General features: G+C 62.7%; 15 protein-coding genes and 1 pseudogene. 5 read left to right on the top strand and 11 right to left on the bottom strand.

Annotated features, from left to right (window positions below; all coding sequences use genetic code 11):
* Nucleotides 1-144: 144 nt before the first annotated feature.
* Nucleotides 145-1071 carry a tyrosine-protein phosphatase gene (locus PQQ96_RS10965; protein WP_408291531.1) on the bottom strand — a complete coding sequence of 309 codons (927 nt, stop codon included), beginning with the start codon at nt 1069-1071 and terminating at the stop codon, nt 145-147.
* Between the two features lie 242 nt (nt 1072-1313).
* Between PQQ96_RS10965 and PQQ96_RS10960 the strand changes: the two genes are divergently transcribed.
* Both PQQ96_RS10960 and PQQ96_RS10955 read left to right on the top strand, forming a co-directional pair.
* Nucleotides 1314-2573, top strand: a complete 1260-nt coding sequence (locus tag PQQ96_RS10960) for an MFS transporter (RefSeq protein WP_408291529.1) — start codon at nt 1314-1316, stop codon at nt 2571-2573.
* A gap of 17 nt (nt 2574-2590) precedes the next feature.
* Nucleotides 2591-3856 carry a D-amino acid dehydrogenase gene (locus PQQ96_RS10955; protein WP_408291528.1) on the top strand — a complete coding sequence of 422 codons (1266 nt, stop codon included), beginning with the start codon at nt 2591-2593 and terminating at the stop codon, nt 3854-3856.
* Nucleotides 3857-4185: 329 nt separating this feature from the next.
* Here PQQ96_RS10955 and PQQ96_RS10950 read toward each other — a convergent pair whose 3' ends face one another.
* From PQQ96_RS10950 to PQQ96_RS10940, 3 genes are all read right to left on the bottom strand, one after another.
* Nucleotides 4186-5655 (bottom strand): glutamate synthase subunit beta, encoded by a 1470-nt coding sequence (locus PQQ96_RS10950; protein ID WP_408291526.1) that lies wholly within the window; start codon nt 5653-5655, stop codon nt 4186-4188.
* Between the two features lie 134 nt (nt 5656-5789).
* The gene (locus PQQ96_RS10945) at nt 5790-10493 is read right to left on the bottom strand and encodes a glutamate synthase-related protein (RefSeq protein ID WP_408291524.1); all 4704 of its coding nucleotides are present in this window, start codon (nt 10491-10493) and stop codon (nt 5790-5792) included.
* Nucleotides 10494-10790: 297 nt separating this feature from the next.
* Nucleotides 10791-11498 carry a transposase gene (locus PQQ96_RS10940; protein ID WP_054036587.1) on the bottom strand — a complete coding sequence of 236 codons (708 nt, stop codon included), beginning with the start codon at nt 11496-11498 and terminating at the stop codon, nt 10791-10793.
* A 186-nt stretch (nt 11499-11684) separates the two neighbouring features.
* Here PQQ96_RS10940 and PQQ96_RS10935 point away from each other — a divergent pair, with 186 nt between their 5' ends.
* Nucleotides 11685-12410: an OmpW/AlkL family protein gene (locus tag PQQ96_RS10935; RefSeq protein WP_408291522.1), complete on the top strand. Its 726-nt coding sequence runs from the start codon at nt 11685-11687 to the stop codon at nt 12408-12410.
* A 339-nt stretch (nt 12411-12749) separates the two neighbouring features.
* The gene (locus PQQ96_RS10930) at nt 12750-13130 is read left to right on the top strand and encodes an ElaB/YgaM/YqjD family protein (protein WP_408291521.1); all 381 of its coding nucleotides are present in this window, start codon (nt 12750-12752) and stop codon (nt 13128-13130) included.
* Between the two features lie 88 nt (nt 13131-13218).
* On the opposite strand, the gene PQQ96_RS10925 is transcribed toward PQQ96_RS10930, so the two are convergent.
* The 7 genes and pseudogenes from PQQ96_RS10925 to pilM all read right to left on the bottom strand — a co-directional run bounded on the left by PQQ96_RS10925 (nt 13219) and on the right by pilM (nt 20674).
* Nucleotides 13219-14421 (bottom strand): deoxyguanosinetriphosphate triphosphohydrolase, encoded by a 1203-nt coding sequence (locus PQQ96_RS10925; protein ID WP_408291519.1) that lies wholly within the window; start codon nt 14419-14421, stop codon nt 13219-13221.
* A gap of 77 nt (nt 14422-14498) precedes the next feature.
* Complete coding sequence (aroB, locus tag PQQ96_RS10920; RefSeq protein ID WP_459252137.1) at nt 14499-15575, bottom strand: 3-dehydroquinate synthase; 1077 nt, start codon at nt 15573-15575, stop codon at nt 14499-14501.
* 8 nt (nt 15576-15583) lie between these two features.
* A complete protein-coding gene (locus tag PQQ96_RS10915; RefSeq protein WP_408291515.1) occupies nt 15584-16135 on the bottom strand; it encodes a shikimate kinase in 552 nt (183 codons plus the stop codon).
* Between the two features lie 106 nt (nt 16136-16241).
* A complete protein-coding gene (locus PQQ96_RS10910) occupies nt 16242-17852 on the bottom strand; it encodes a type IV pilus secretin PilQ (protein WP_408291513.1) in 1611 nt (536 codons plus the stop codon).
* 176 nt (nt 17853-18028) lie between these two features.
* Nucleotides 18029-18952 carry a hypothetical protein gene (locus PQQ96_RS10905; RefSeq protein ID WP_408291512.1) on the bottom strand — a complete coding sequence of 308 codons (924 nt, stop codon included), beginning with the start codon at nt 18950-18952 and terminating at the stop codon, nt 18029-18031.
* Nucleotides 18949-19640: pseudogene (locus tag PQQ96_RS10900) on the bottom strand (fimbrial assembly protein). The gene PQQ96_RS10905 and the pseudogene PQQ96_RS10900 overlap by 4 nt, the downstream one beginning before the upstream one ends.
* A gap of 41 nt (nt 19641-19681) precedes the next feature.
* Entirely contained in the window at nt 19682-20674 is a 993-nt protein-coding gene (pilM, locus tag PQQ96_RS10895; RefSeq protein WP_408291510.1) for a type IV pilus biogenesis protein PilM, read from the bottom strand.
* 253 nt (nt 20675-20927) lie between these two features.
* Between pilM and PQQ96_RS10890 the strand changes: the two genes are divergently transcribed.
* Entirely contained in the window at nt 20928-23333 is a 2406-nt protein-coding gene (locus tag PQQ96_RS10890; RefSeq protein WP_408291508.1) for a penicillin-binding protein 1A, read from the top strand.
* Nucleotides 23334-23452: the final 119 nt, after the last annotated feature.

The following is a 23452-nucleotide window of genomic DNA, read 5'->3' as shown; positions in this document are numbered from 1 at the left end:
TTCGCGAGGGCTGTGGCCTTATAGTCGCCCCCGGCAACCTCGATGCCGCCCTTCTCTGTCCGCCTGCTTGTTTGGGGCGGACTTTTTTTCGTCTGTACAGGTCGCAGGCTTTCGCGCACCGCAAGCGCGGCGAACGTAAGTCAGTCAGACCACCAGACGGTCGTGCAACGTGTCGATCGTCGCCTGAGACAGGCCAAGGCCTTGCGTCAGATAGCTCGCCATCGTGCCGTAGCTCGCCTGCACCTGATCAAACCCCGCCTGCAGATAACTTTCCTGGACGTTGAACACGGGCGACTCGACCGTTGCGGCCGCGTCGCCGCTCTGCGCGCGCAGCGTTCCGGTCCGCGCCGCAATCGACTGGACCAGGTAGACGTTGCTGAGCAGATAGTCCTGCGTGATGACGTCGAGCGGCACGTTGGCGATACTGAGCAGGAGTGCCGCGACCCAGCCGGTGCGATCCTTACCCGCGTTGGAATGAAACAGTTGCACGCCGGCGCCATTGGCGAGTCGCGCGAGGAGCTCGCCATACCCGACGCGCTGGGCGGCGCCGGTGACATAGCCGCGCACCTGGGCTTCCATGAACGCCACGGCGGCGCCTGGCGTATCGAACGTTGGCGTAACGAAGTCGCTGGTACCCAGGACATCGAGCGCTTGCGATGTCGCGCCGGTCGGCAGGATATCGGCAACGCGTGCGATTTCGGCTGGCGTGCGCAGGTCGTATACCGAGGCGATGCCGAGTTTATCGATGGTGACGGCGTCGGCCGCGCTGAGGCTCAGCGCATTCGCGCGATAGAAAGCGCCACGGCGCATCTGCTTGCCGTCGACGGTGGGATAGCCGGCGGCCGCGCCCGCCACGTCACGAAAGTTGCTCACCGACGTGAGGCGCGGCGTTGCCGGCTGATCAGCGTTGAGATTGCCGCCCCCGCACGCCGACAGCAGCGAACTGCTCATACCGGAAAGCAGCAACACGCTTGCCGACGATTTCAGGAACGCGCGGCGCGATTGATGGACCCGCAAAGACGTGCTCGCGGAGCGGCGGTATGGCGAGCAGGCTTTTGCGGTTGCGGGCATTAAGAGTGGCGTGCGCGAGCGTGAGGATGAATTTCGCAGCTTGAGCACTGCCGGCGCAGTTTAACGGTGACGAATAATTTTTGGGTTACATGGTAGTAGTTCGTAAGGAACCGGAATGGAGTTTCTTACCCGACCGCCATTTTTGACCATAGCTGGCCGCATAACACCCCGCGCCCTTAGAATACAAAAAACCACGATCAAGCCGCCGGAAGGCAAAAACCGCCTGGAGACCACAAAAAAACATGCCCTCTCTCCAATGGTTCACCGAACTGACCCAGCGCGAACGCCGCACCCTCTACGCGGGCTTCGGCGGCTACGCAGTCGACGCCTTCGACTTCATGATCTACTCATTCCTCATCCCGACGCTGATCGCGACGTGGGGCATGACCAAAAGCGAAGCCGGCATGATCGCGACCAGCTCGCTGATTTCGTCGGCGGTCGGCGGCTGGCTCGCCGGCATCCTCGCCGACCGCTACGGACGCGTGCGTGTCCTCCAGTGGACCATCGCCACCTTTGCGATCTTCACCTGCCTGTCCGGCTTCACCCACTCGTTCTGGCAACTGCTCACCACCCGCACGCTGCAAGGCATCGGCTTTGGCGGTGAATGGTCGGTCGTGACGATCATGATGGCCGAAACCATCCGTTCACCTCAGCATCGGGCGAAAGCCGTCGGCACCGTGCAAAGCAGCTGGTCCTTCGGCTGGGCGGCGGCGGCCATCATCTATTGGGCGTTCTTCGCGCTGCTGCCGGAACAGGTTGCATGGCGTGCCTGCTTCTGGATCGGCCTGCTGCCCGCGCTGTGGATCATCTACATCCGCCGCAATGTCAGCGATCCGGAGATCTTTCTCGAAACGCGCCGCGCCCGCGAAAGCGGCTTCGATACCTCGCACTTCCTGCAGATCTTTTCCTTCCCTCACCTCAAAACGACCCTGTTAGGCAGCGTGCTGTGCACCGGCATGCTCGGCGGCTACTACGCGATCACCACCTGGCTGCCGACCTATCTGAAAACCGTGCGCCATCTGTCGGTCTTCAACACCAGCGGCTATCTGATCGTGCTGATCGTCGGCTCATTCACCGGCTATATCCTCGGGGCGATTCTGTGCGACAAGATCGGCCGGCGCGCGTCGTTCGTGCTGTTCGCAATCGGCTCGTTCGTGCTCGGCATGGTCTATACGATGCTGCCGATCACCGACGGCATGATGCTCGCGCTCGGCTTCCCGCTTGGCATCGTCGTGCAAGGGATTTTCGCGGGTGTGGGCGCCTATCTGTCCGAGTTGTATCCGAATTCGATCCGCGGCTCGGGGCAAGGCTTCTGCTACAACCTGGGCCGTGGCCTCGGCTCGTTCTTTCCGATCCTGGTGGGTACCCTGTCGCAAACCATGACGCTAGTTAAGGCGATGGGCATAGTCGCCGGTTCGGGCTACCTGCTGGTGATTGTCGCCGCCGTGCTTCTGCCGGAAACCAAAGGCAAAGTGCTCGGCGCGGCCCGCCCTACCGCCTGAAATCGCGGGTCACACACATGAAAACGATCGTTCTGGGTGGCGGCGTAATCGGCGTCGCTACCGCGTTTTATCTGAGCCAGCAAGGCTGCGACGTCACCCTCATCGAGCGCGAGCCGGACGTCGCGCTCTCCACCAGCTTCGGCAACGCCGGCGTGATCGCGCCGGGTTATGTAACGCCGTGGGCCGCGCCCGGCATGCCGGCGAAGATTCTCAAGTATCTGTTCAAGCCGGCCTCACCGCTGATTTTCCGCCCTACTTTCGACCCGGCTCAATGGCGTTGGATCGCACGCTGGCTGCGTGAATGCGACCTCGAACGCTTTCGCGTCAACAAGCAGCGCATGCAACGCATCGCTTACTACAGCCGCGAGTGCCTGCACGAATTCCGCCGCTGTTATCCGTTCGACTATGGCCGCAGCCAGGGCTATCTGCAGTTGTTCCGCAGCGAGTACGACGTCGAACTCGCGCAACCCGCGCTGGCGGTCCTGCGCGACGCGGGTATCGCGCATCGGGAAGTCAGTGCGGCGCAGTGCGTCGAGATCGAACCGGGTTTGCGCTGGGCGCGTCAGACGCCCGTCTCAGGTCTCTATCTCCCCGACGACGAAGCCGGCGATTGCGCCCGCTTCACCCGCGAATTGCGCGCGATCTGCGAGCGCAATGGCGTGCAGTTTCGCTTCGACACGCGTGTGAGCGCCCTTGACGTGCGAGGCGGTACGGTTCGGGCGGTGCGTATCGAGAGCGAACGCGGCAGCGAGACGATGCAAGCGGATGCCGTGGTGGTGGCGCTGGGCGTCGACAGTGCGGCGTTGCTCGCGCCGCTCGGTGTGAAGGTGCCGCTCTACCCGGTCAAAGGCTACTCCGCGACGCTGCCCATCACCGACGAAGAAAAAGCCCCGCACGCGGCACTGATGGATGAGTCGCTGAAAACGGCGATCACGCGCTTCGGCAACAACCTGCGCGTGGCCGGCACCGCGGAACTCGGCAATCGCCAGACAACCTTGCGCGAGCAGGCCTTGCAAACGCTGATGAAAGTGCTCAGCGACTGGTTTCCGCACGCGGCCAATCCGACTTCCGCGCACTTCTGGGTGGGCCGCCGTCCGATGACGCCCGATGGCGCGCCGTTGCTTGGCCCGTCCGGCGTGGACAATCTGTGGCTGAATCTCGGGCACGGTTCGACGGGATGGGCGATGTCGATGGGCTCGGGGCGCGTGGTCGCGGATCTGATCACGCAGCGCAAGCCGGACATCGATCTCGACGGGCTGACGTTGAACCGGTATAGGAAATGACTCGATGACTGTGCGGCCTGGCGCGGGACGTCGCTCGCGACGCAAGGCATAGACAGCACGCTCAGCGCGTCGCAAAACGGAAAAGCCAAGTCACCCTCTCAGGTGCCCGGCTTTGTTTTTTTACCGCTTTGGTGTACTGCTTATGTACCGCTTTGTCGTCTCCACCTAGTCCTGCAAGCATTAGCCGGTTTCTACGCTTACTCAAAGGCGAAACCAGCAGCAACCGTGTTGCATGGGACCAGAGTAAGTGCTTTGCATGGGACTGGAGTAACGCACTAAAGCGCGACTCCAGTCGACAGCTAAAGCGCCAACTCTGGTCGACAGAGACGTTAGCGCGGCAGTTCCGAATGCCCCATCAGGAATGCATCGACCGAACGTGCGCACTGGCGTCCTTCGCGAATCGCCCACACCACCAGCGACTGGCCACGACGCATATCGCCCGCGGTGAAGACCTTGTCCACCGACGTGTAATACGCCTTGTCGCCCTCAGTCGCGGCACGCACGTTGCCACGGTTGTCCTTGTCGACGCCGAACGCTTCGAGCACCGGCGACACCGGCTGCGTGAAGCCCATCGCCAGCAGCACCAGATCGGCCTTCATTTCGAATTCCGAGTTCGGCACTTCCTGCATCTTGCCGTCCTTCCATTCGACGCGCGCGGCGATCAGCTTCTCGACCTTGCCGTTCTTGCCTTCGAGACGCTTGGTCGCGACCGCCCAGTCACGCGAGCAGCCTTCGTCATGCGACGACGACGTGCGCAGCTTGATCGGCCAGTACGGCCACACGAGCGGCTTGTTTTCTGCTTCCGGCGGTTGCGGCAGCAATTCGAATTGCGTGACGCTCTTCGCGCCATGACGGTTCGACGTACCGACACAGTCCGAACCCGTATCGCCGCCACCGATCACGACCACATGCTTGCCCTTCGCGAGCAGCTGGTTCGCGACCTTGTCGCCGGCGTTGACCTTGTTCTGCTGCGGCAGGAATTCCATCGCATAGTGGATGCCTTCCAGCTCGCGGCCCGGCACCGGCAGATCGCGCGGCGTTTCAGAGCCGCCGGCGATCACGACCGCGTCGAACTGCTCTTTCAGTTCGGCCGGTGTGATGGTTTCCTTCGCGGTGTTGCCGATGTGTTCCGGCAGCGTATCCGCCTTACCGATGAACACGTTGGCGCGGAACGTCACGCCTTCAGCTTCCATCTGACGCATGCGACGATCGATCAGCCACTTTTCCAGCTTGAAGTCCGGAATGCCGTAACGCAGCAAGCCGCCGATGCGGTCGTTCTTTTCGAACACCGTGACATCGTGCCCCACGCGCGCGAGTTGCTGCGCGACGGCCATACCGGCAGGGCCGGATCCGACCACGGCGACCTTCTTACCGGTCTTGTGCTTCGGCGGCAGCGGCGCGACCCAACCTTCGGCCCACGCTTTGTCGATGATCGCGTGTTCGATCGACTTGATGCCGACCGGGTCGTCGTTGATGCCAAGCGTGCACGCCGCTTCGCACGGTGCCGGGCAGATGCGGCCCGTGAACTCGGGGAAGTTGTTCGTCGAGTGCAGCACTTCGATCGCGTTCTTCCAGTCCTGATGGAACACCAGGTCGTTGAAGTCCGGGATGATGTTATTCACCGGGCAGCCGTTGTTGCAGAACGGAATACCGCAGTCCATGCAACGCGCGCCTTGAATCTTTGCTTCGTCGTCGGTCAGTGCCGCGACGAATTCCTTGTAGTGCTTCACACGTGTGAGCGGAGCTTCGTACGCCTCGTGGCGGCGCTCATACTCGAGAAAACCGGTTGCCTTGCCCATGTGGTTCTCTTCTCTATCTGTATCAGGTGAGGTGATCTACACCCGCCGCGTCGAACAATCGAATAGTCGAGCGGCGGGTACGGCTAAGTGTGACGTCTGCGGGCCGAGCCGCAGGCGGGTCACGGGCGGGTCAGTTAGGCGGCGAGCACTTCCTTGTTCGCCTTCTTCGCTGCCATTTCGCCCAGCGCGCGCTTGTATTCGGTCGGGAACACCTTCACGAATTGACGGCGCGATGCATCCCAGTTTTCGAGCAGCGCCTTTGCACGCGGCGAACCCGTGAACTGGAAGTGACGTTCGATGAGACCCTTGAGCAGGGCTTCGTCGGTGGTGCCGCTGTGCCAGAGGCCCTTGTCGACCGTGCGTTCCTGTTCGGCCTGTTGCAAGACCGGATCGAGCGCGACCATCGACTTGTTGCACTTGCCCGCGAACGTGCTGTCCGGATCGAAGACGTAGGCGATACCGCCCGACATACCGGCCGCGAAGTTACGGCCCGTTTCGCCGAGCACGATCACCGTGCCGCCCGTCATGTATTCGCAACCATGGTCGCCCGTGCCTTCGACAACTGCCGTCGCACCCGAGTTACGCACGCAGAAACGTTCGCCGGCGACGCCGCGGAAAAACGCTTCACCTTCGATCGCGCCGTACATCACCGTGTTGCCGCAGATGATGTTCTCTTCCGATTTGCCGCGGAAATCGTTGGTCGGACGAATGATGATGCGGCCGCCCGAGAGGCCCTTGCCGACGTAGTCGTTACCGTCGCCGACCAGATCCAGCGTCACGCCTCTCGCGAGGAACGCGCCGAAGCTCTGACCCGCGGTGCCCTTCAACTGGATGTGAATCGTGTCGTCGGCCAGGCCGTCGTGGCCGTACTTCTTCGCGATCGTGCCGGACAGCATGGCGCCGACCGTACGGTTCACGTTACGCACCGGCTGGATGAACGAGACGTGCTCGCCCTTCTCGATCGCGGCCTTGGCCTTCTCGATCAGCACGTGATCCAGCGCTTTCTCGAGACCGTGATCCTGCACATCGACATGCTTGCGTGCGACTTCAGCCGACACCTGCGGCTGATAGAACACGCGCGAGAAGTCGAGACCCTTCGCCTTCCAGTGTTCGACGCCCTTCTTCATGTCGAGCAGTTCGGCGTGGCCGATCAGGTCGTCGAACTTGCGAATGCCCAGTTGCGCCATGATTTCGCGCGCTTCTTCCGCAACGAAGAAGAAGAAGTTGACGACGTGTTCCGGCTGGCCCTGGAACTTCGCACGCAGCACCGGATCTTGCGTCGCGACGCCGACCGGGCAGGTGTTCAGGTGGCACTTGCGCATCATGATGCAGCCTTCGACGACGAGCGGCGCCGTCGCGAAGCCGAATTCGTCCGCGCCGAGCAGCGCGCCGATCACGACGTCGCGGCCGGTCTTCATCTGACCGTCAGCCTGCACGCGGATGCGGCCGCGCAGCTGGTTCAGCACGAGCGTTTGCTGCGTTTCAGCCAGACCCAGTTCCCACGGCGTGCCGGCATGCTTCACCGACGACAGCGGCGATGCACCCGTGCCGCCGTCATGGCCGGCGATCACGACGTGATCGGCCTTCGCCTTGGCAACACCCGCTGCCACCGTACCGACGCCCGACTCCGATACCAGCTTCACCGACACGCTGGCCGCCGGGTTGGCGTTCTTCAGGTCGTGAATCAGCTGCGCCAGATCTTCGATCGAGTAGATGTCATGGTGCGGCGGCGGCGAAATCAGGCCGACGCCCGGCACGGAGTAACGCAGCTTGCCGATGTATTCCGACACCTTGTGACCCGGCAACTGACCGCCTTCGCCCGGCTTCGCGCCTTGCGCCATCTTGATCTGGATCTGATCAGCCGACGCGAGGTATTCCGCCGTCACGCCGAAACGGCCCGACGCCACCTGCTTGATCTTTGAGCGCAGCGAATCGCCGTCCTTCAGCGGAATGTCGACGATCACTTCATCGCCGATCACGGACTTCATCGTGTCGCCGTTCTTGATCGGAATACCGCGCAGTTCGTTGCGGTAACGGTTCACGTCTTCGCCGCCTTCGCCGGTGTTCGACTTGCCGCCGATGCGGTTCATCGCAACAGCCAGCGTGGCGTGGGCTTCGGTCGAGATCGAGCCCAGCGACATGGCGCCCGTTGCGAAACGCTTGACGATATCTTTCGCCGATTCGACTTCGTCGAGCGGGATCGCCTTGGTCGGATCGAACTTGAATTCGAACAGGCCGCGGAACGTCATGTGGCGCTTGGTCTGATCGTTGATCAGATGCGCGTATTCCTTGTACGTCTGGTACGAGTTGCTGCGCGCCGAGTGCTGCAGCTTGGCGATCGCATCCGGCGTCCACATATGTTCTTCGCCGCGCACGCGGTAGGCGTATTCGCCACCGGCGTCGAGCATGTTCGCGAGCACCGGGTTGTCGCCGAACGCATCGCGATGCAGACGGATCGCTTCTTCCGCGACGTCGAACAGGCCGATGCCTCCGACCTTCGACGAGGTGCCGTTGAAGTACTTCGACACCAGACCCTCAGCCAGGCCGACGGCTTCGAAAATCTGCGCGCCGGTGTACGACATGTAGGTCGAAATGCCCATCTTCGACATGACCTTCTGCAGGCCCTTGCCGACTGCCTTGGTGAAGTTATAGACCGCCTTTTCCGGCGACAGGTCACCCTTCAGGCCCGCTGCGAGCTGGCCGAGCGTTTCCATCGCGAGGTACGGGTGCACGGCTTCCGCGCCGTAGCCCGCGAGCAACGCGAAGTGGTGCGTTTCACGCGCCGAACCGGTTTCCACCACCAGGCCCGCGCTCGTGCGCAGACCGTGCTGGACGAGGTGCGTATGGATCGCGGCCGTAGCCAGCAGCGCCGGAATCGCGACGTTGTCGCGGTCGGTCTTGCGGTCCGACACGATCAGCATGTTGTAGCCGGACTTGACCGCATCGACAGCTTCCGCGCACAGCGACGCCAGACGCGCTTCGATGCCTTCCTTGCCCCAGGCCACCGGGTAGCAGATGTTCAGTTCGTACGAACTGAACTTGCCGCCCGTGTACTGATCGATCGCGCGGATCTTGGCGATGTCCTTGAAGTCGAGCACGGGCTGCGACACTTCGAGACGCATCGGCGGGTTGATGTTGTTCGTGTCCAGCAGGTTCGGCTTCGGACCGACGAACGACACCAGCGACATGACCATGTTTTCACGGATCGGGTCGATCGGCGGGTTCGTGACTTGCGCGAACAGCTGCTTGAAGTAGTGATAGAGCGTCTTGTTCTTGTTGGACATGACCGCCAGCGGCGAGTCGTTGCCCATCGAACCGACGGCTTCTTCACCGGCTTGCGCCATCGGCGCCATCAGGAACTTGAGATCTTCCTGCGTGTAGCCGAACGCCTGCTGGCGATCCAGCAAGGCAGCGGCTTCGCGGCGTTCCGTTGCGACGTCTTCGGCCTTCGGCTCGATTTCGTCGAGCTTGATCCGGACCGCGTCGATCCAGCTCTTGTACGGCTTGGCGTTGGCGAGGTTGTCCTTCAGTTCCTTGTCGTCGATGATGCGACCGTGTTCCATATCGATCAGGAACATCTTGCCCGGCTGCAGACGCCACTTCTTGACGATCTTCGACTCAGGGATAGGCAACGTGCCCGCCTCCGACGCCATGATCACGAGATCGTCGTCGGTGACGATGTAGCGCGCCGGACGCAGACCGTTACGGTCGAGCGTGGCGCCGATCTGACGGCCGTCGGTGAAGGCGATCGCAGCGGGGCCGTCCCACGGCTCCATCATCGCGGCGTGGTATTCGTAGAACGCGCGGCGGTTGTCGTCCATCAGCGTGTGCTGTTCCCAGGCTTCCGGGATCATCATCATCACCGCGTGGACGAGCGGGTAGCCGGCCATTACGAGCAGTTCGAGACAGTTGTCGAACGATGCCGTGTCGGATTGGCCCGGGTAGATCAGCGGCCACAGCTTCGGCAGATCGTCGCCGAGCACGTGCGATGCGATCGCGCCGGTACGGGCGTTCAGCCAGTTGACGTTGCCCTTCACCGTGTTGATTTCGCCGTTGTGGGCGATCATGCGGTACGGGTGAGCCAGTTCCCACGCCGGGAACGTGTTGGTCGAGAAGCGCTGGTGCACCAGGGCCAGCGCCGAAATGGTGCGCTCGTCTTGCAGGTCGCGGTAGTACACGCCGACCTGGCCGGCCAGCAGCAGGCCCTTGTAGACCACCGTGCGCGCCGACATGGACGGCACGAAGTATTCCTTGCCGTGCTTGAGCTTGAGCGCCTGAATGCGGTGGCTCGCGGTCTTGCGGATCACGTACAGCTTCCGCTCGAGCGCGTCGGTCACCATGATGTCCTTGCCGCGGCCAATGAAGATCTGGCGGATCAGCGGCTCGCTCGCCTTGACGGTGGGCGAAATCGGCATGGTGTGGTCGACCGGCACGTCGCGCCAGCCCAGCACGACCTGGCCTTCGGCCTTCACCGTGCGTTCCAGTTCCTGTTCGCAAGCGAGACGCGAGGCGTGTTCCTTCGGCAGGAAGACCATGCCGACACCGTACTCGCCGTTCGGCGGCAGCACGACGCCCTGCTTGGCCATTTCCTCGCGATAGAAACCGTCCGGGATCTGGATCAGGATGCCCGCGCCGTCGCCCATCAGCGGATCGGCGCCGACGGCGCCCCGGTGGTCGAGGTTCTCGAGAATCTTCAGGCCTTGCTCGATGATCTCGTGGCTTTTCTTGCCCTTGATGTGAGCAACGAAGCCGACGCCGCAGGCGTCATGTTCGTTTTGCGGGTCGTACAGACCTTGCGCGGCGGGAACCGGGTGAGTCGGTTGCTGGTGATCGTTCATGGGGACACCGTCTGTGAGGGGCCGGACAGGCCGTTAAACCGTTTTTCTATTGCCGCAGTTCGCACCGCAACCGCGTCGGCGTCTCAGTACGCTTGAATGCTACGCGTATCAAAAAGTACCGGAATTCGGAATATACGCGACGAATCAATGGAATAGCAAATAAAACGTGATGATCGATCCCTAATTATCAAATTGGTGCATTGCGGTTGTTTTTTATTGGTGCCATATCAAAATGGTGCAAAAGAAAACGGCACGCGAAGATGCCGTTTCGGGTGCAACACTTTGATGCGAAACGCTTTATTGTGTCTGCGGCGTTTCGCGAACCTTGCGCGGCCGCCCACGCGGCAGCGGCGAAACGCGCCGGTTGGCGGCCCGCGCCGCCCACTCCCGATAGGTGTCGCTGCCCAGAACCCAGCCTTTCAAGGTGGCCTGCTGAAGCTGACTGGCTTCGCGTTCGTCGAGCGGCTGCTCGCACAGTTCACGGTACGCGCGCTGCCGCTCGAACGGCGTATTGCCGAGCGACCAGTACAACGGGTGGTCGGTAATCAGGCTATCAAGCGTCAGGCCGATGTGATGACGGTAGCTCGACCAGCGATAGTCCTCAGGCGCGCTCACGAGCCCGGCGCGTACCGGCGACATCTCGACAACACGGCTCGCCAGCAGGAAATAGCGCTCGCCTTCGATTACCGTGGCACGGTAGCGGCCCTCCCACAGCGTGCCGCGGCGCGCATAACGCCGGTTGAAGTGCGCGACGTAGCGGCGCCCCACCGCCTGCATTGCCTTCGGCAAGCTCGACTCTTCAGTGGGTGTGACGAGCAGTTGGACAGAGCCCGGCATCAGCGCATAGGCGTGGATGGACAAGTGATGGTCGCGTGAAGCCGCTTTCAGACAGTCGATGAAAAGCTCGTAGTCCTGGTCATCGACAAACGCGGGCTGCTGATCGAGTCCGCGGAGGATGACGTGCTGCGGCTGGTCAGGGACATAGAGACGTGCAAGCCGTGCCATGCTGAAGTATCCAATAGTCGCGTTGGTACATACCCGAAGGTCCGAAGAGCCGCATGCGCCCGAGGTTCGGCGCGGCGCGGCTCAGCCAGAAACCGCGCGGGGCCTAGGGAGAAAGCTCTAGCCGCCGCGTATGGTTTGTTTCAAACGTTGTAGTCATAATGAGCGGGCCTTTTTGGAGGAGCACATATGAAATTAAAACAGGCCGTAACGGGGATCGCCGCACTAGCCTGCATGACAACAGCAGCACATGCGCAATCGGCCGGAAGCTTTTACGTCACGACAGGTTGGTTCCATCTTGCGCCTCAATCGAGCAGCGACCCGCTGACCGTGACGAGCATAGGTGGCAGCCCGACCAATCTCACACAACCCAACACCGGGGCAAAGCTGGATTCGGCCGACACGATCGGCTTCACCGCCGGTTACTTCATCACAGATCACATTGCGACCGAGTTCGTGATCGGTGTCCCGCCTTCGTTCGACCTCGAAGGCTCGGGCAACCTCGCTCAATTCGGCAAGCTCGGCCAGGCAAAACAGTGGAGCCCGACTCTGCTGTTCAAGTACTACTTCAACGCACCGACCGCCACGTTCCGCCCGTATCTTGGCGTTGGTGTGAGCCGCGTCTGGTTCACCGATGCTGAGATCACTAACAGCGTGTTCGAGGCAAACGTACTGCATGGTCCGACCAGCGTCTCTACGGATAGTTCGTGGGCACCGGTCTTTAATGCTGGTTTCACCTATGCGTTCAACCAGCACTGGTTCGCGGGCGTCTCGATTTCGTATTTGCCACTCAGCACGACCGCCAAGCTGAACTCCGCCGCAAACACGCCGGTCGGCACGCTGAATGTGCAATCGCAAACCAAGATCAGGCTCAACCCGATCGTTTCCTACGTCAACATCGGTTACCGTTTCTAACGCCTCACGAAATTAGGGGCTGTTGACTTAGGGTAGTCGAATTTTCGTGACTTGGACAACGCCGTCATATAGCCAATGGCGGTGTTTTTCATTTTGTGCGCTAGCCGGGAGGCCGTTCGCGGCGTGGGAACCTCGCCCAGCGGGCAGGCGTGAGCGTTTTGTAAATTTAACCCACCATTGAATGGGCTCGTGCAGTATTTGCTGAGGAATGTGGGTCCGCGTCACGGTGGAAAGGGGTCGCGGGTGTGGCACCGAAGTTGCGTTCAAAGGGCGCTTCCCGCGCGACAGCGTATGTCTGCGTGACAGCGGGACCTTATCACCCCCATCGACGGAGCGACCATGACAGCACTTCCGAACACGCGAGACGCCCTCGGCGAATCCTGGACCACCACAAGCCGCCGTGCACGGCGTATCGCTCGCCATAGCCGCCACGCGGCCGAAGATATCGCAGGCGAACTGCGCACACTGATGTCGGAACTCGAATCCACCCTGGCGGACGGCACCGAGGCCGACGCCGTCGCGCTGCGCAGCAAACTGCGAAAACAACTCGACGCCGCGCGTGGGCGCCTGAACGACACCCGCGAAGCCATGCGGGAACGCGCCGAAGTGGCGATCTCTGATGCTGACGACTACGTGCGCGAAAACCCCTGGCAGGTGATTGCGATCGTCGGCGGCGCTGCGCTAATCGCAGGCGCGCTGTTCGCCTCGCGGCTACGGTAGACGGGTTGCGCTACATGAGGAGCGGCTGGCTCCCTGGGAGCCAGCTCTGACGCCGGTCAAGCGCCGTTACTTGCCGGCGTCCGTTCGTTCAGTTGTCGTCGATCACGAACAGCCGCTGATACTCCTTCACCGCGTATCGATCCGTCATGCCAGCGATGTAGTGGGCGATCAGACGCGGTTGCTGCGACACGTCCTTCGATTGATAGCTGGGTGGCAAGAGCCGCGGATCGTCCGTGAATGCATCGAACAGGCCGGTCACCACGCGACGCGCCTTGTTGGCCATGCGCATGACGCGATAGTGGCGGTACAGGTTCTTGAACAGAAAGCGCTTAAGTGCCGCCGCCTGCGCGGCGATCGCTTCGCTATGCGCGACCAGCGGCGGTGCGGCGCGCACGGCGTCCAGCGAGGCGGGCGCGTGCCTTGCAAGATTGAGTGAGGTCGTATCGATCAGGTCGACGATCAACGTGTTGATGATGCGGCGCACGGTCTCGTGAATCAGCCGGCGCCCTTCGATCTGCGGGAAGTCGTCACGCGCCGCCGCGTAGTGCGTCTGCCATAACTCCACTTCGGCCAGTTGCTCCACCGTGAGCAGGCCTGAGCGCAAGCCGTCGTCAACATCGTGATTGTTGTACGCGATCTCATCGGCGACATTGGCAATCTGCGCTTCGATGGAAGGCTGCCGCCCCTCCAGAAAACGCTCGCCCAGTACGCCGAGGCGCCGCGCATTCTCGCGTGAGCAGTGCTTGAGAATGCCTTCCCGCGTTTCGAAGCAGAGATTCAGGCCGTTAAACGCGCCGTAGTGCTCTTCCAGATCATCGACCACGGCAAGGCTTTGCAGGTTGTGCTCGAAGCCGCCATGTTCGCGCATGCATTCGTTCAGCGCATCCTGGCCCGCATGGCCGAACGGCGTATGACCGAGATCGTGCGCCAGCGAAATGGCTTCGACGAGGTCTTCGTTGACGCGCAGATTGCGGGCAACCGAACGGGCGATCTGCGCAACTTCCAGGCTATGGGTGAGTCGCGTGCGAAACAGATCGCCCTCGTGATTCACGAATACCTGCGTTTTGTATTCAAGCCGGCGGAATGCCGTCGAGTGGACGATCCGGTCTCGATCGCGCTGGAACTCGGTGCGCGCGCTGGGCGCGGCTTCGGGATAGCGGCGGCCACGCGATTGGGCGGAATGCGCCGCATACGGCGCGAGATGCGCTTCGAGTGCTTCCGGCGAAGGCACGCCGCTCATGGGCGTGCCTGCCGGGTCATGCTTTACATCGTCGCTGCGCCTGTCAGTCACCGGATTCTCCGAAACATGGGCGGCGCCTCGTGACGCTGGTGCGCGTTGCCTTGCTGCCAAGCCCTCGCCGAGTCGGTCTAGACGGCAGCAGCCAGCGTAGCATGCACCTCGGCGTCGGGCGCCTGGGTGATCAGCGTCTCACCGAAACGCTTCAACAGAATGAATTTGATCGCGCCGGCTTCCGCCTTCTTGTCGACCCGCATGAGTTCGACATACCGCGATTCGCCAAGCGCAGGCGCCCGGGTGGGCAAACGCGCGGCAACGATCACGTCGACCAGACGTTTGCGCGCGGCTTCGTCGAGATGGCCCATACGCACCGACAGGTCCGCCGCCATCACCATCCCGCAACCGACCGCCTCGCCATGCAGCCATTCACCGTAGCCGAGTCCGGCCTCGATCGCATGGCCGAAGGTGTGGCCGAAATTGAGGATCGCGCGCAGTCCGCCTTCCCGCTCGTCCTGCGCCACGACCGACGCCTTGATCTCGCACGAGCGCTTGACCGCCTCGGCTAGCGCTGCCGGCTCGCAGCGATTGAGCGCCCCGATGTTCGCTTCGATCCAATCGAAGAAGCCGGCGTCGGCAATCGCGCCGGTCTTGATCACTTCAGCAACGCCTGCGGCCAGTTCGCGCGCCGGCAGCGTGCGCAGCGCGCCGATGTCGGCGATCACAGCCTGCGGCTGGTAGAACGCGCCGATCATGTTCTTGCCGAGCGGATGGTTGATACCGGTCTTGCCGCCCACCGACGAATCGACTTGCGAGAGTAAGGTGGTCGGCACCTGGATGAACGGCACGCCGCGCATGTAGCAAGCCGCGGCAAACCCGGTCATGTCGCCGATCACACCGCCGCCGAGCGCGATCAGCGTGGTCTTGCGATCGGCGCGCGAGCCCAGCAGCGCGTCGAAAATCAGGTTCAGGGTTTCGAGGTTCTTGTACGCTTCGCCGTCCGGCAAAACGACCGTGGACACCTGCTTGCCGAGCGGCGCGAGCGCCGCGCGCAGCGTGTCGCCGTAGAGCGGGTCGACCGTGGTATTCGTAACGATGGTGACCGAGCTGCCGGCGATATGCGGCGCGAACAACGCGGTCTGGCTGATCAGATCAGCACCGATATGGATGGGGTAGGCACGCTCGCCCAGTTCGACATTGACGGTAATCATACGGTCCATTATGACGCAGGATGTTTGGCGACACCGGCCATCTCGAGCTGCATCAGAACCATATTGACGAGTCCGTTGACCGAAGGCCGGCCGGTTTCAATCACAAAGTGCGCGCATTCCCGGTATAGCGGATCGCGTACTTCGTAGAGCGCCTCGAGGCGCGCTTTGGGGTCTTCTGTCTGCAAAAGAGGGCGATTCTTGTCGCGCCGGGTGCGCAGCCACAGATCGTGCGGGTTGGCGCGCAAATAGATCACCAGACCTCGATTCCGCAGCGCTTCGCGGTTTTCCGGCCGCAGCACCGCGCCGCCGCCCGTGGCCAGCACGATATTTTCGCGCCCGGTCAGATCTGAAATCACGTGCGCTTCGCGATCGCGAAAGCCTGCTTCGCCTTCCAGCTCGAAGATCACCGGGATGCGCGCGCCCGTGCGCACCTCGATTTCATGGTCGGAATCGAAGAACGGGCGATCGAGACGGCGCGCAATGGCCCGGCCCACGGTGGTTTTGCCTGCCCCCATGAGCCCTACAAAAAATACATTGGCGTATGCGTCCCGCGCTTGCAACGGTGTCCTCTGGCTAATCCGGTATGGTTCGTGCCGCAGCTTACTGGCAAAGCGGCTGCCTTGTCGAGCCTGCGTGCCGCCGCTCGCGAGCGGTGGCAGCGTGCCCCTAATTTGTCTGAACGACGCGCGGCGTGATGAAAACGGCCAGTTCACTGCGCTGGTCCCGATGGGCCCGATGGCGAAAAAGCGCTCCCAAAACAGGTATTTTGCCCAGGACCGGCACCCGCGTCACATCGTCCCGGTTGTCGGTCGCGTAAATTCCGCCGATCGACACCGTACCACCATCTTCGACTTCGACGCGCGTTTGCACGTGTTTGGTGTTGATCGCGGGCCCGGCATCGGTCTGCTCGCCGACACTGTCTTTGGCGATGTCGAGGTCCAGCACCACCCTGCCGTCCGGCATGATTTGCGGCTCGACCTCCAGTTTGAGCGTGGCGCGACGAAACTGCACGCCCGACACGCCCTGCCCCACTTTCGCCTGATAGGGCAGCTCGGTGCCCTGCTCGACGACCGCTTTCATCCGGTCCGCCGTCACGACCCGGGGGCTCGAGACGATTTCACCGCGCCCTTCGGCCTCCAGCGCGGTCAGCTCGATGTTCAGGAGCCGCGTCGCCCCGGCTGCGAACAAGGTCAGGCCGGCGGTGGCGGCGTCGAAACCGGCAATCGGCCGCGCCGACAGATCGTACACGGAGCCGTCCTTGCACCCCGTCAAACCTCGGGCGGAGCCGTCGGTGTCGGCGTTGGCCGCCGCCATGGAAAGCCGCACACCGAGATTACGCGAAAAACCATGCTCGCCTTCGACGATGCGCGCCTCGATCAAAACCTGGCGGGTCGGGCGGTCGACGGAGGCAAGCAACGCCGTGATTTGCGCGAGGCGCCCTTCGAGATCGGTGATGAACAGCAGATTGGTACGCGGATCGGCAGTCGCGGCACCGCGTCTGGACAGCACGCGCTGGTTTCCGGCGCCGGCCAACAGGCGTCGCACGTCCTCGGCACGGGCGTAGCGCAACTCGAACGTGCGGCTTGCGAGCGGCTCAAGATCGGCGGCTCTCGCGTGCGCTTCGAAACGCTGCCGCTCGCGTGCGGCCAGATCCGCGATCGGCGCGACCCAGATCACGTTGCCGTGGCGCTCCATAGCCAGCCCGTTGACGTCGAGCAAGGTATCGAACGCGGTGCGCCACGGCACCTTGTCGAGCCGTAGTGAAACGGCGCCGCGCACTCTCTCGCTCGCGACGATGTTCAGTCCGGTGAACTGGGCGAAGGCGTTGAGTACCGCGCCGAGTTCGGCACGCTGGAAATTAAGCGAGCTCGGCTTGTCGTCGGCGGCAAGTTGGGCGTCGGCAGGCGTTTTCGGTGCGTCGCTCAGGCGCGCGAGCGGCGGCAGCGGGACCGGTGGGCCTTCGAGCGGCGCGGTTCCGGTGAGGTCGTCGGGCACAGAGGCCACGGATTGCCTCCGTAGCGGCACTGAACCGTCTGCGTCATCAGCCAGGCCGTCGGTGCGCCCGATGTCGGCGGTTGCCGCCGCTCGCGATACGCGGGGCTCGTCGTCGGAATCATCGCGGAACGGGTTGGGCACTTCGGCAGCGATGCCGCGCTGCAGTGGCGGTCTGTCATATCCCGCATCGGGCAGCGCAATGGCATCGTCGAGCGACATGTGCGCGGGAAGTGGAGGCAGCAGCGGGGTCGACGCGTGCGCGGTGCCGACGCTTAATGCCATGCCGGCGACCAGACGGCTAAGAAGGCGGCAAAGCGGACTGCAAAGCAATCTGCCAATCGATCTGCAAAACGCGCCTCCACGCATCTTTGCAGACAGGCCACCACACACGCCATGACAGAAACACACGCGAACGCCGAAGCGCAACGCCGCCGCGCCCACTGGCTTCATCAGCCTCATCAGGACGCCTCCGTCATTACCAATGTGCGCGTCGCGTCGCCATTGACCAGCGTGATGCCGAGCGCGTCGAGTCGAGTGACACGCTCAGTACCAAGTTGCTGCCCGGGCACGACGGTGGTCGCGCCATCTGGCGTATCGAGCAAGGCCAGGCCTCGCGTGCGATCGTGCAGCAGGCCGACCAGGCGCAATGACGTAACGTCCGGCTGTGGCTCGCCTGACGCGAGCGACTGCGGAAGCGAGAACGGATCGAAGACCACGATGTCTTCTTCGTCGTCTGAATCGAGGCTCTCGTCGGCAAACGCGTCCGCAGCAGCCGTTGAAGGCACCGGCCTCAGCGCGCTGAATACGTGCAGCGTCGCCGTCACCGCTAGCGAAGCAACATCACGCTTCACCGTCACATCGACGGGAACGATCAGCACCGGCAGATCCGACAGGCCACGCAGAAATGCCATCAGGTGGACGAAATCGGTGTGCGCGGTGAGCTGGATAGGACGCATGCTTTCGGCTCCCGAGCCGCTAGCGGCATCGGGTTCTACCGAGAGCAACGAGACGCTATTCTGCGCTGCGAGTTCGGACACGATGCGCACATCGTCCGCTGAGGTCCACGACGCAGGCAACTGTGCGCCCGGCGTGGCGGCGGCTTCCCGGCGCAGCGCGGGCAATTGCGCCAGCGCGCGGCGCGCATCCGCGAGATGCCTTGTGCCCGCATCCAATGCCGTCCGGCTCGCCTCGACCCCGCCGAGATCGGCCACCACCCAGCCATGCGCGCTGAGGACGAACACCACCCCGGCGATCAGCAATGCGACCACCCAGCGGCGCCGCAGGCTCCAGGCAGCGAGTGGCAAGCGCACACGCTTCATCCACTGGGAAAAAGAAACCCGCGCGCTCGTCGCGCCGTCAAACTCGACAAAAGTCGTACTCATTTCGCACCTCCTGATTGTTCAGACTTCATCGGACGTTGCGCCGCCAAGCCGGCTGTATGTGCCGTTTTCTTTGGCGGGTCGTCCCAGCGCAGATGCGCCCCGAATTCGATCGGGCCGGTCATGCTGGCCGCCGCAACTGCGCAACTGCGCTACTGCGGGGCGTCGAGCGATGCAGGTCGCTAACCTCTGCGCCCTGCACGCCGCGGATCGCGCTCAAGCGTTTGAGCCACCCGGCCGACGCGATATGTCCGCGCGAGGTTGCGAACAACTCCGTCTCGTGCTCGCGCTGGCGCAACTGCTGCAGCACCACGCCGTCACCGGGTTCGAAACTCAATGCATCCAGCAGATCGCGCAAATGCGTTAGCGGTTTGGATAAGTTCATCGCACGCGCCGCGCCTTTGCGTTGCTCGTCCTGCGCCAGCAACAACCTGGCGTGCTCCGCGAGCGGCATGGCCAAATGCGTGAGCGATTGTTCGATCGACGCGCGCTGCGCGTCGAGCCGCGACTTTTCGAATGCCTGCCACCCGATCAAGGCGAGCACGGCCGCAAAACCAGCGAGCGCTGCGACAGCCCATTCGAGCAGACGCTGCCGGCGCAAGAGCCGCGCATTGCGTTGCCTGTACGGCAGCAGATTGAAGCCGCCGAGCCACGACCGTGCGAAGCGCACGCCACGCGTAGAAGGTGGCATGGCGGGGCCCGCCGGATGCAAACCCGCGCCCGGACCGCGCCTCATTCGAGCACCCCGCGCAACGCCAGTCCGAATGCGACCGCTGCGGCAGGTTCGTGCAACAACGGATCGTGCAGTTGAAGGGCAAGCCCACCCAGCGCCGCACATTCGAACGGCAGCACAGTGCAGCCCAACACGTCGGCGATATCCGCCATCGAGAAACCCACGCCGTCGAGCAAATCCACCTCGCCGCTCAACAACGCACAGTCGAGTACGGGGCCGTGGACGAGATCGCGCAATGCGTCGGCAAGATCGGTGTGCTCGGGCGCCGGGTAGCGCATTTCGCCGACCAGGCAGTCGTCGACGATGCGCCAGCCGTACACGCCGTCCATCCCGATCCAGAGTGCGACATAGGGCTCGTGCGGATCGAGTTCGTGGCTCGCCGCGTAGCGCATGGCGCGCAAGGCCGCATGCGGCTCGCCATCGATCGCGGTGAGAGAGATACCCGCGGTCGCCGCGCATTCGATACGCGCTTCGAGGTGCTGGCGTGCGGTGGCGGCAATCGTCACCGAACGAATCGGCGAACGCGTTTCGTCGACGAACCAGTCGACCGCCAACGCATGCCGCTCGAGGCCCGCGATGCGCTCGACTTCGCTCATCACCGCGGGCTCGAGTTCGGCGAGTTCATGCCCGCCGTCTTCCGCGCAACCGGCGAGCGCGGCGAGCCGTGTGAGCGGCACCGTGGTTGTCAACGTGGCCGAGGCGGGCAGCGCCATCGCGCATCGCAATGCGTGCGTCGCACACGCGCGCGGCAGACCGGCGAATACGTCGCGCAACGCACGCGCCACCGCATGCCGGTCGGCGATCTCCGTGCCGGCCATTGCGCCAGCGCCAAGCGGCACCGTGCTCGCGTACTCGATATGCAGCACGGCACGTGTGCGTGAATGCTGACTCACCACAACCAGACGCACCGCCTGCGAACCCACATCGATTCCCGCAGCAAAACGCTGCGCACCGAGTTGCACACCCTGAAGCCACGAACTTCTGAACGTCATCACGCCCTCCCTCAGACTCACGCGACGAACGATTCGAACGCGAGTAAAGAGGGAGAATTGTGCGTAGCCGCGCCGCCGCGCGACACTCAGCCGAATGGCTAACGTTGCGCGACGCCTGCCCTGCGCGCCATCAAAGCGTCTACAGTGAAGTCATTCCTGCGCGGCGCACCGACTTGTCAAGAAGTGTCAGTAAGCATGCCGAAAGCTGAAAAGCGAGGCGGCTATAATCGCGGGACTGTATTTTGGTGCCCATATGCAATCCACGTCTCCTACGTCCCCACCGCCCGCGCCGCAGAAGCGCAAACGCCCCTTGTGGCTCAAGCTCATCATGGGCTTGGTGGGTCTGATCGTCGCAGGCATCCTGTGCGTGCTGCTGGTGCTCGGTTATGCCCTGGTGGTTGCCACGCCGAACCTGCCGTCGCTCGATGCGCTGACCGACTACCGGCCGAAGGTGCCATTGCGCATCTACACGGCCGACCACGTGCTGATTGGCGAATTCGGTGAAGAGCGGCGCGACATCGTCCATATCCAGGACGTGCCCGACAGCCTGAAGAAAGCCGTGCTGGCAATCGAAGACGCGCGCTTCTACGATCACGGCGGCGTCGACCTCACGGGCATCGCGCGCGCCGGCTTCGTCGCACTGACCAATGGTCACGCCACGCAAGGCGCCAGCACGATCACCATGCAAGTGGCGCGCAACTTCTTCCTGTCGAGTGAGAAAACCTACACGCGCAAGATCTACGAGATGTTGCTCGCGTACAAGATCGAGTCGAAGCTGACGAAAGATCAGATTCTCGAGGTGTACATGAATCAGATCTATCTCGGTCAGCGCGCGTATGGCTTCGCGAGCGCAGCGCGGGTGTACTTCGGCAAAGATCTGAAGGATCTGACACTGGCGGAATCGGCCATGCTGGCGGGGCTGCCGAAGGCGCCGTCCGCGTATAACCCGGTGGTCAATCCGAAGCGCGCGAAGATCCGTCAGGAGTACATCCTGCAGCGCATGTACGAATTGCACTACATCAGTCAAGAACAATACGACGAAGCAAGCAAGCAGCCGCTGGTTGTCAAGGGTGCGGGCAAGGAGTTCAGCGTGCACGCGGAGTACGTCGCGGAAATGGTGCGGCAGATGATGTACGCGCAGTATCGCGAAGAGGCGTACACGCTCGGCCTGAATGTAGTGACCACCATCGACTCGGCCGATCAGGACGTCGCTTACCGGGCCCTGCGCAAAGGTCTGATGGACTACGAACGGCGCCACGGCTATCGCGGGCCGGAAGCGTTCATCGATTTGCCCTCCGATGCGGACGACCGCGAGCAGGCCATCGACGACGCGTTGCTCGAGCATCCCGACAACGGCGAAATCATCGCCGCGGTGGTGACGGCGGCGAGTCCAAAGCAGGTACAGGCCGCCTTTATCGACGGCAATGTTGCGACCATCCAGGGCGACGGCCTGCGCTTCGCCCAGTTCGCGCTCGGCACGCGTGCGCAGCCGAATCAACGCGTGCGGCCCGGCGCGATCATTCGCCTTGTGAAGGATGACGACGGCAACTGGTCGATCACACAGTTGCCGCAAGTGGAAGGCGCGTTCGTTTCGGTGGTGCCGCAAGATGGCGCGATTCGCGCGCTGGTTGGCGGTTTCGACTTCAACAAGAACAAGTTCAACCACGTGACACAAGCCTGGCGTCAACCGGGTTCGAGTTTCAAGCCGTTTATCTATTCGGCTTCGCTCGAAAAGGGGCTCGGACCGGCCACGATAATCAATGATGCGCCGCTCTTTTTCAGCGCGGCGGAGACCGGTGGTCAGGCGTGGGAACCGAAGAACTACGGCGGCGGTTTCGACGGTCCGATGACCATGCGCACTGCGCTGCAGAAGTCGAAGAACCTCGTGTCGATTCGCATCCTTAACCAGATCGGCACCAAGTACGCGCAGCAATACATCACGCGTTTCGGCTTCGACGCGGAGCGTCACCCGGCTTATCTGCCGATGGCGCTCGGCGCGGGTCAGGTCACGCCTTTGCAGATGGCCGGCGCGTTCTCGGTGTTTGCTAACGGCGGCTATCGCGTCAACCCGTATCTGATCGCTGAAGTCACCGATCAGCGCGGCATCGTCGTGGCGCATGTGCAACCGCTGGTCGCCGCGCAGAGCGCGCCGCACGCGATCGAGCCGCGCAATGCGTATGTGATGAACAGCCTGCTGCAAAGCGTCGCGCAACGTGGCACGGGCGCGAAGACCAACGTGCTGAAGCGTACCGATCTCGGCGGCAAGACCGGCACGACTAACGATTCGCGGGATGCATGGTTCGCCGGCTATCAGCACACGCTCACCGCCATCGCGTGGATTGGCTACGACAACCCGCGCAGTCTCGGCGATAAGGAAACCGGCGGCGGCCTCGCGTTGCCGGTGTGGATCGAATACATGGCGAGCGCCCTCAAAGGCGTGCCGGAATACAAGATGCCGATGCCCGACGGCGTGACAGAGCTCGGTTCAGAACTGTATTTCGACGACTTCACGCCGGGGCACGGTTTCGTCGCGACAGTCGGTATCAGTCAGGCTGCACTGGATGCCGATGCGAGCGACGCATCCGCGGCGGCGGCGGCGCCCGAGCAAGTCGGCGAGCAGGAAAAGCAGGACATCATGAATCTGTTCAAGGGGCACTAAAGCAATACCAGGAACAGTCGAAAAAAACCGCCGCGCTCGATGCGCGGCGGTTTTTTTCTTTCAGGCGGTCGCTTCGGTGTTCGATTCAATGGTCGAGCAAGCAGTCAATCAAGCGGCCC

It is taken from the genome of Paraburkholderia sediminicola (assembly GCF_046027825.1).
In the GTDB taxonomy this organism is placed as follows: Bacteria; Pseudomonadota; Gammaproteobacteria; order Burkholderiales; family Burkholderiaceae; genus Paraburkholderia; species Paraburkholderia sediminicola_D.
Note: the sequence above shows the minus strand (reverse complement) of the source record. Positions and strands in the feature narration are given on the sequence as shown.

What these genes read in the sequence shown, in the direction of transcription:
- PQQ96_RS10930 (WP_408291521.1), top strand. Translation starts at nt 12,750, where the DNA reads ATGACAGCACTTCCGAACACGCGAGACGCCCTCGGCGAATCCTGGACC.
- PQQ96_RS10910 (WP_408291513.1), bottom strand. Translation starts at nt 17,852, where the DNA reads ATGGCATTAAGCGTCGGCACCGCGCACGCGTCGACCCCGCTGCTGCCT.
- PQQ96_RS10965 (WP_408291531.1), bottom strand. Translation starts at nt 1,071, where the DNA reads ATGCCCGCAACCGCAAAAGCCTGCTCGCCATACCGCCGCTCCGCGAGC.
- PQQ96_RS10955 (WP_408291528.1), top strand. Translation starts at nt 2,591, where the DNA reads ATGAAAACGATCGTTCTGGGTGGCGGCGTAATCGGCGTCGCTACCGCG.
- PQQ96_RS10890 (WP_408291508.1), top strand. Translation starts at nt 20,928, where the DNA reads ATGCAATCCACGTCTCCTACGTCCCCACCGCCCGCGCCGCAGAAGCGC.
- PQQ96_RS10945 (WP_408291524.1), bottom strand. Translation starts at nt 10,493, where the DNA reads ATGAACGATCACCAGCAACCGACTCACCCGGTTCCCGCCGCGCAAGGT.
- PQQ96_RS10935 (WP_408291522.1), top strand. Translation starts at nt 11,685, where the DNA reads ATGAAATTAAAACAGGCCGTAACGGGGATCGCCGCACTAGCCTGCATG.
- PQQ96_RS10905 (WP_408291512.1), bottom strand. Translation starts at nt 18,952, where the DNA reads ATGAGTACGACTTTTGTCGAGTTTGACGGCGCGACGAGCGCGCGGGTT.
- PQQ96_RS10940 (WP_054036587.1), bottom strand. Translation starts at nt 11,498, where the DNA reads ATGGCACGGCTTGCACGTCTCTATGTCCCTGACCAGCCGCAGCACGTC.
- PQQ96_RS10960 (WP_408291529.1), top strand. Translation starts at nt 1,314, where the DNA reads ATGCCCTCTCTCCAATGGTTCACCGAACTGACCCAGCGCGAACGCCGC.
- aroB (WP_459252137.1), bottom strand. Translation starts at nt 15,575, where the DNA reads ATGATTACCGTCAATGTCGAACTGGGCGAGCGTGCCTACCCCATCCAT.
- pilM (WP_408291510.1), bottom strand. Translation starts at nt 20,674, where the DNA reads ATGACGTTCAGAAGTTCGTGGCTTCAGGGTGTGCAACTCGGTGCGCAG.
- PQQ96_RS10950 (WP_408291526.1), bottom strand. Translation starts at nt 5,655, where the DNA reads ATGGGCAAGGCAACCGGTTTTCTCGAGTATGAGCGCCGCCACGAGGCG.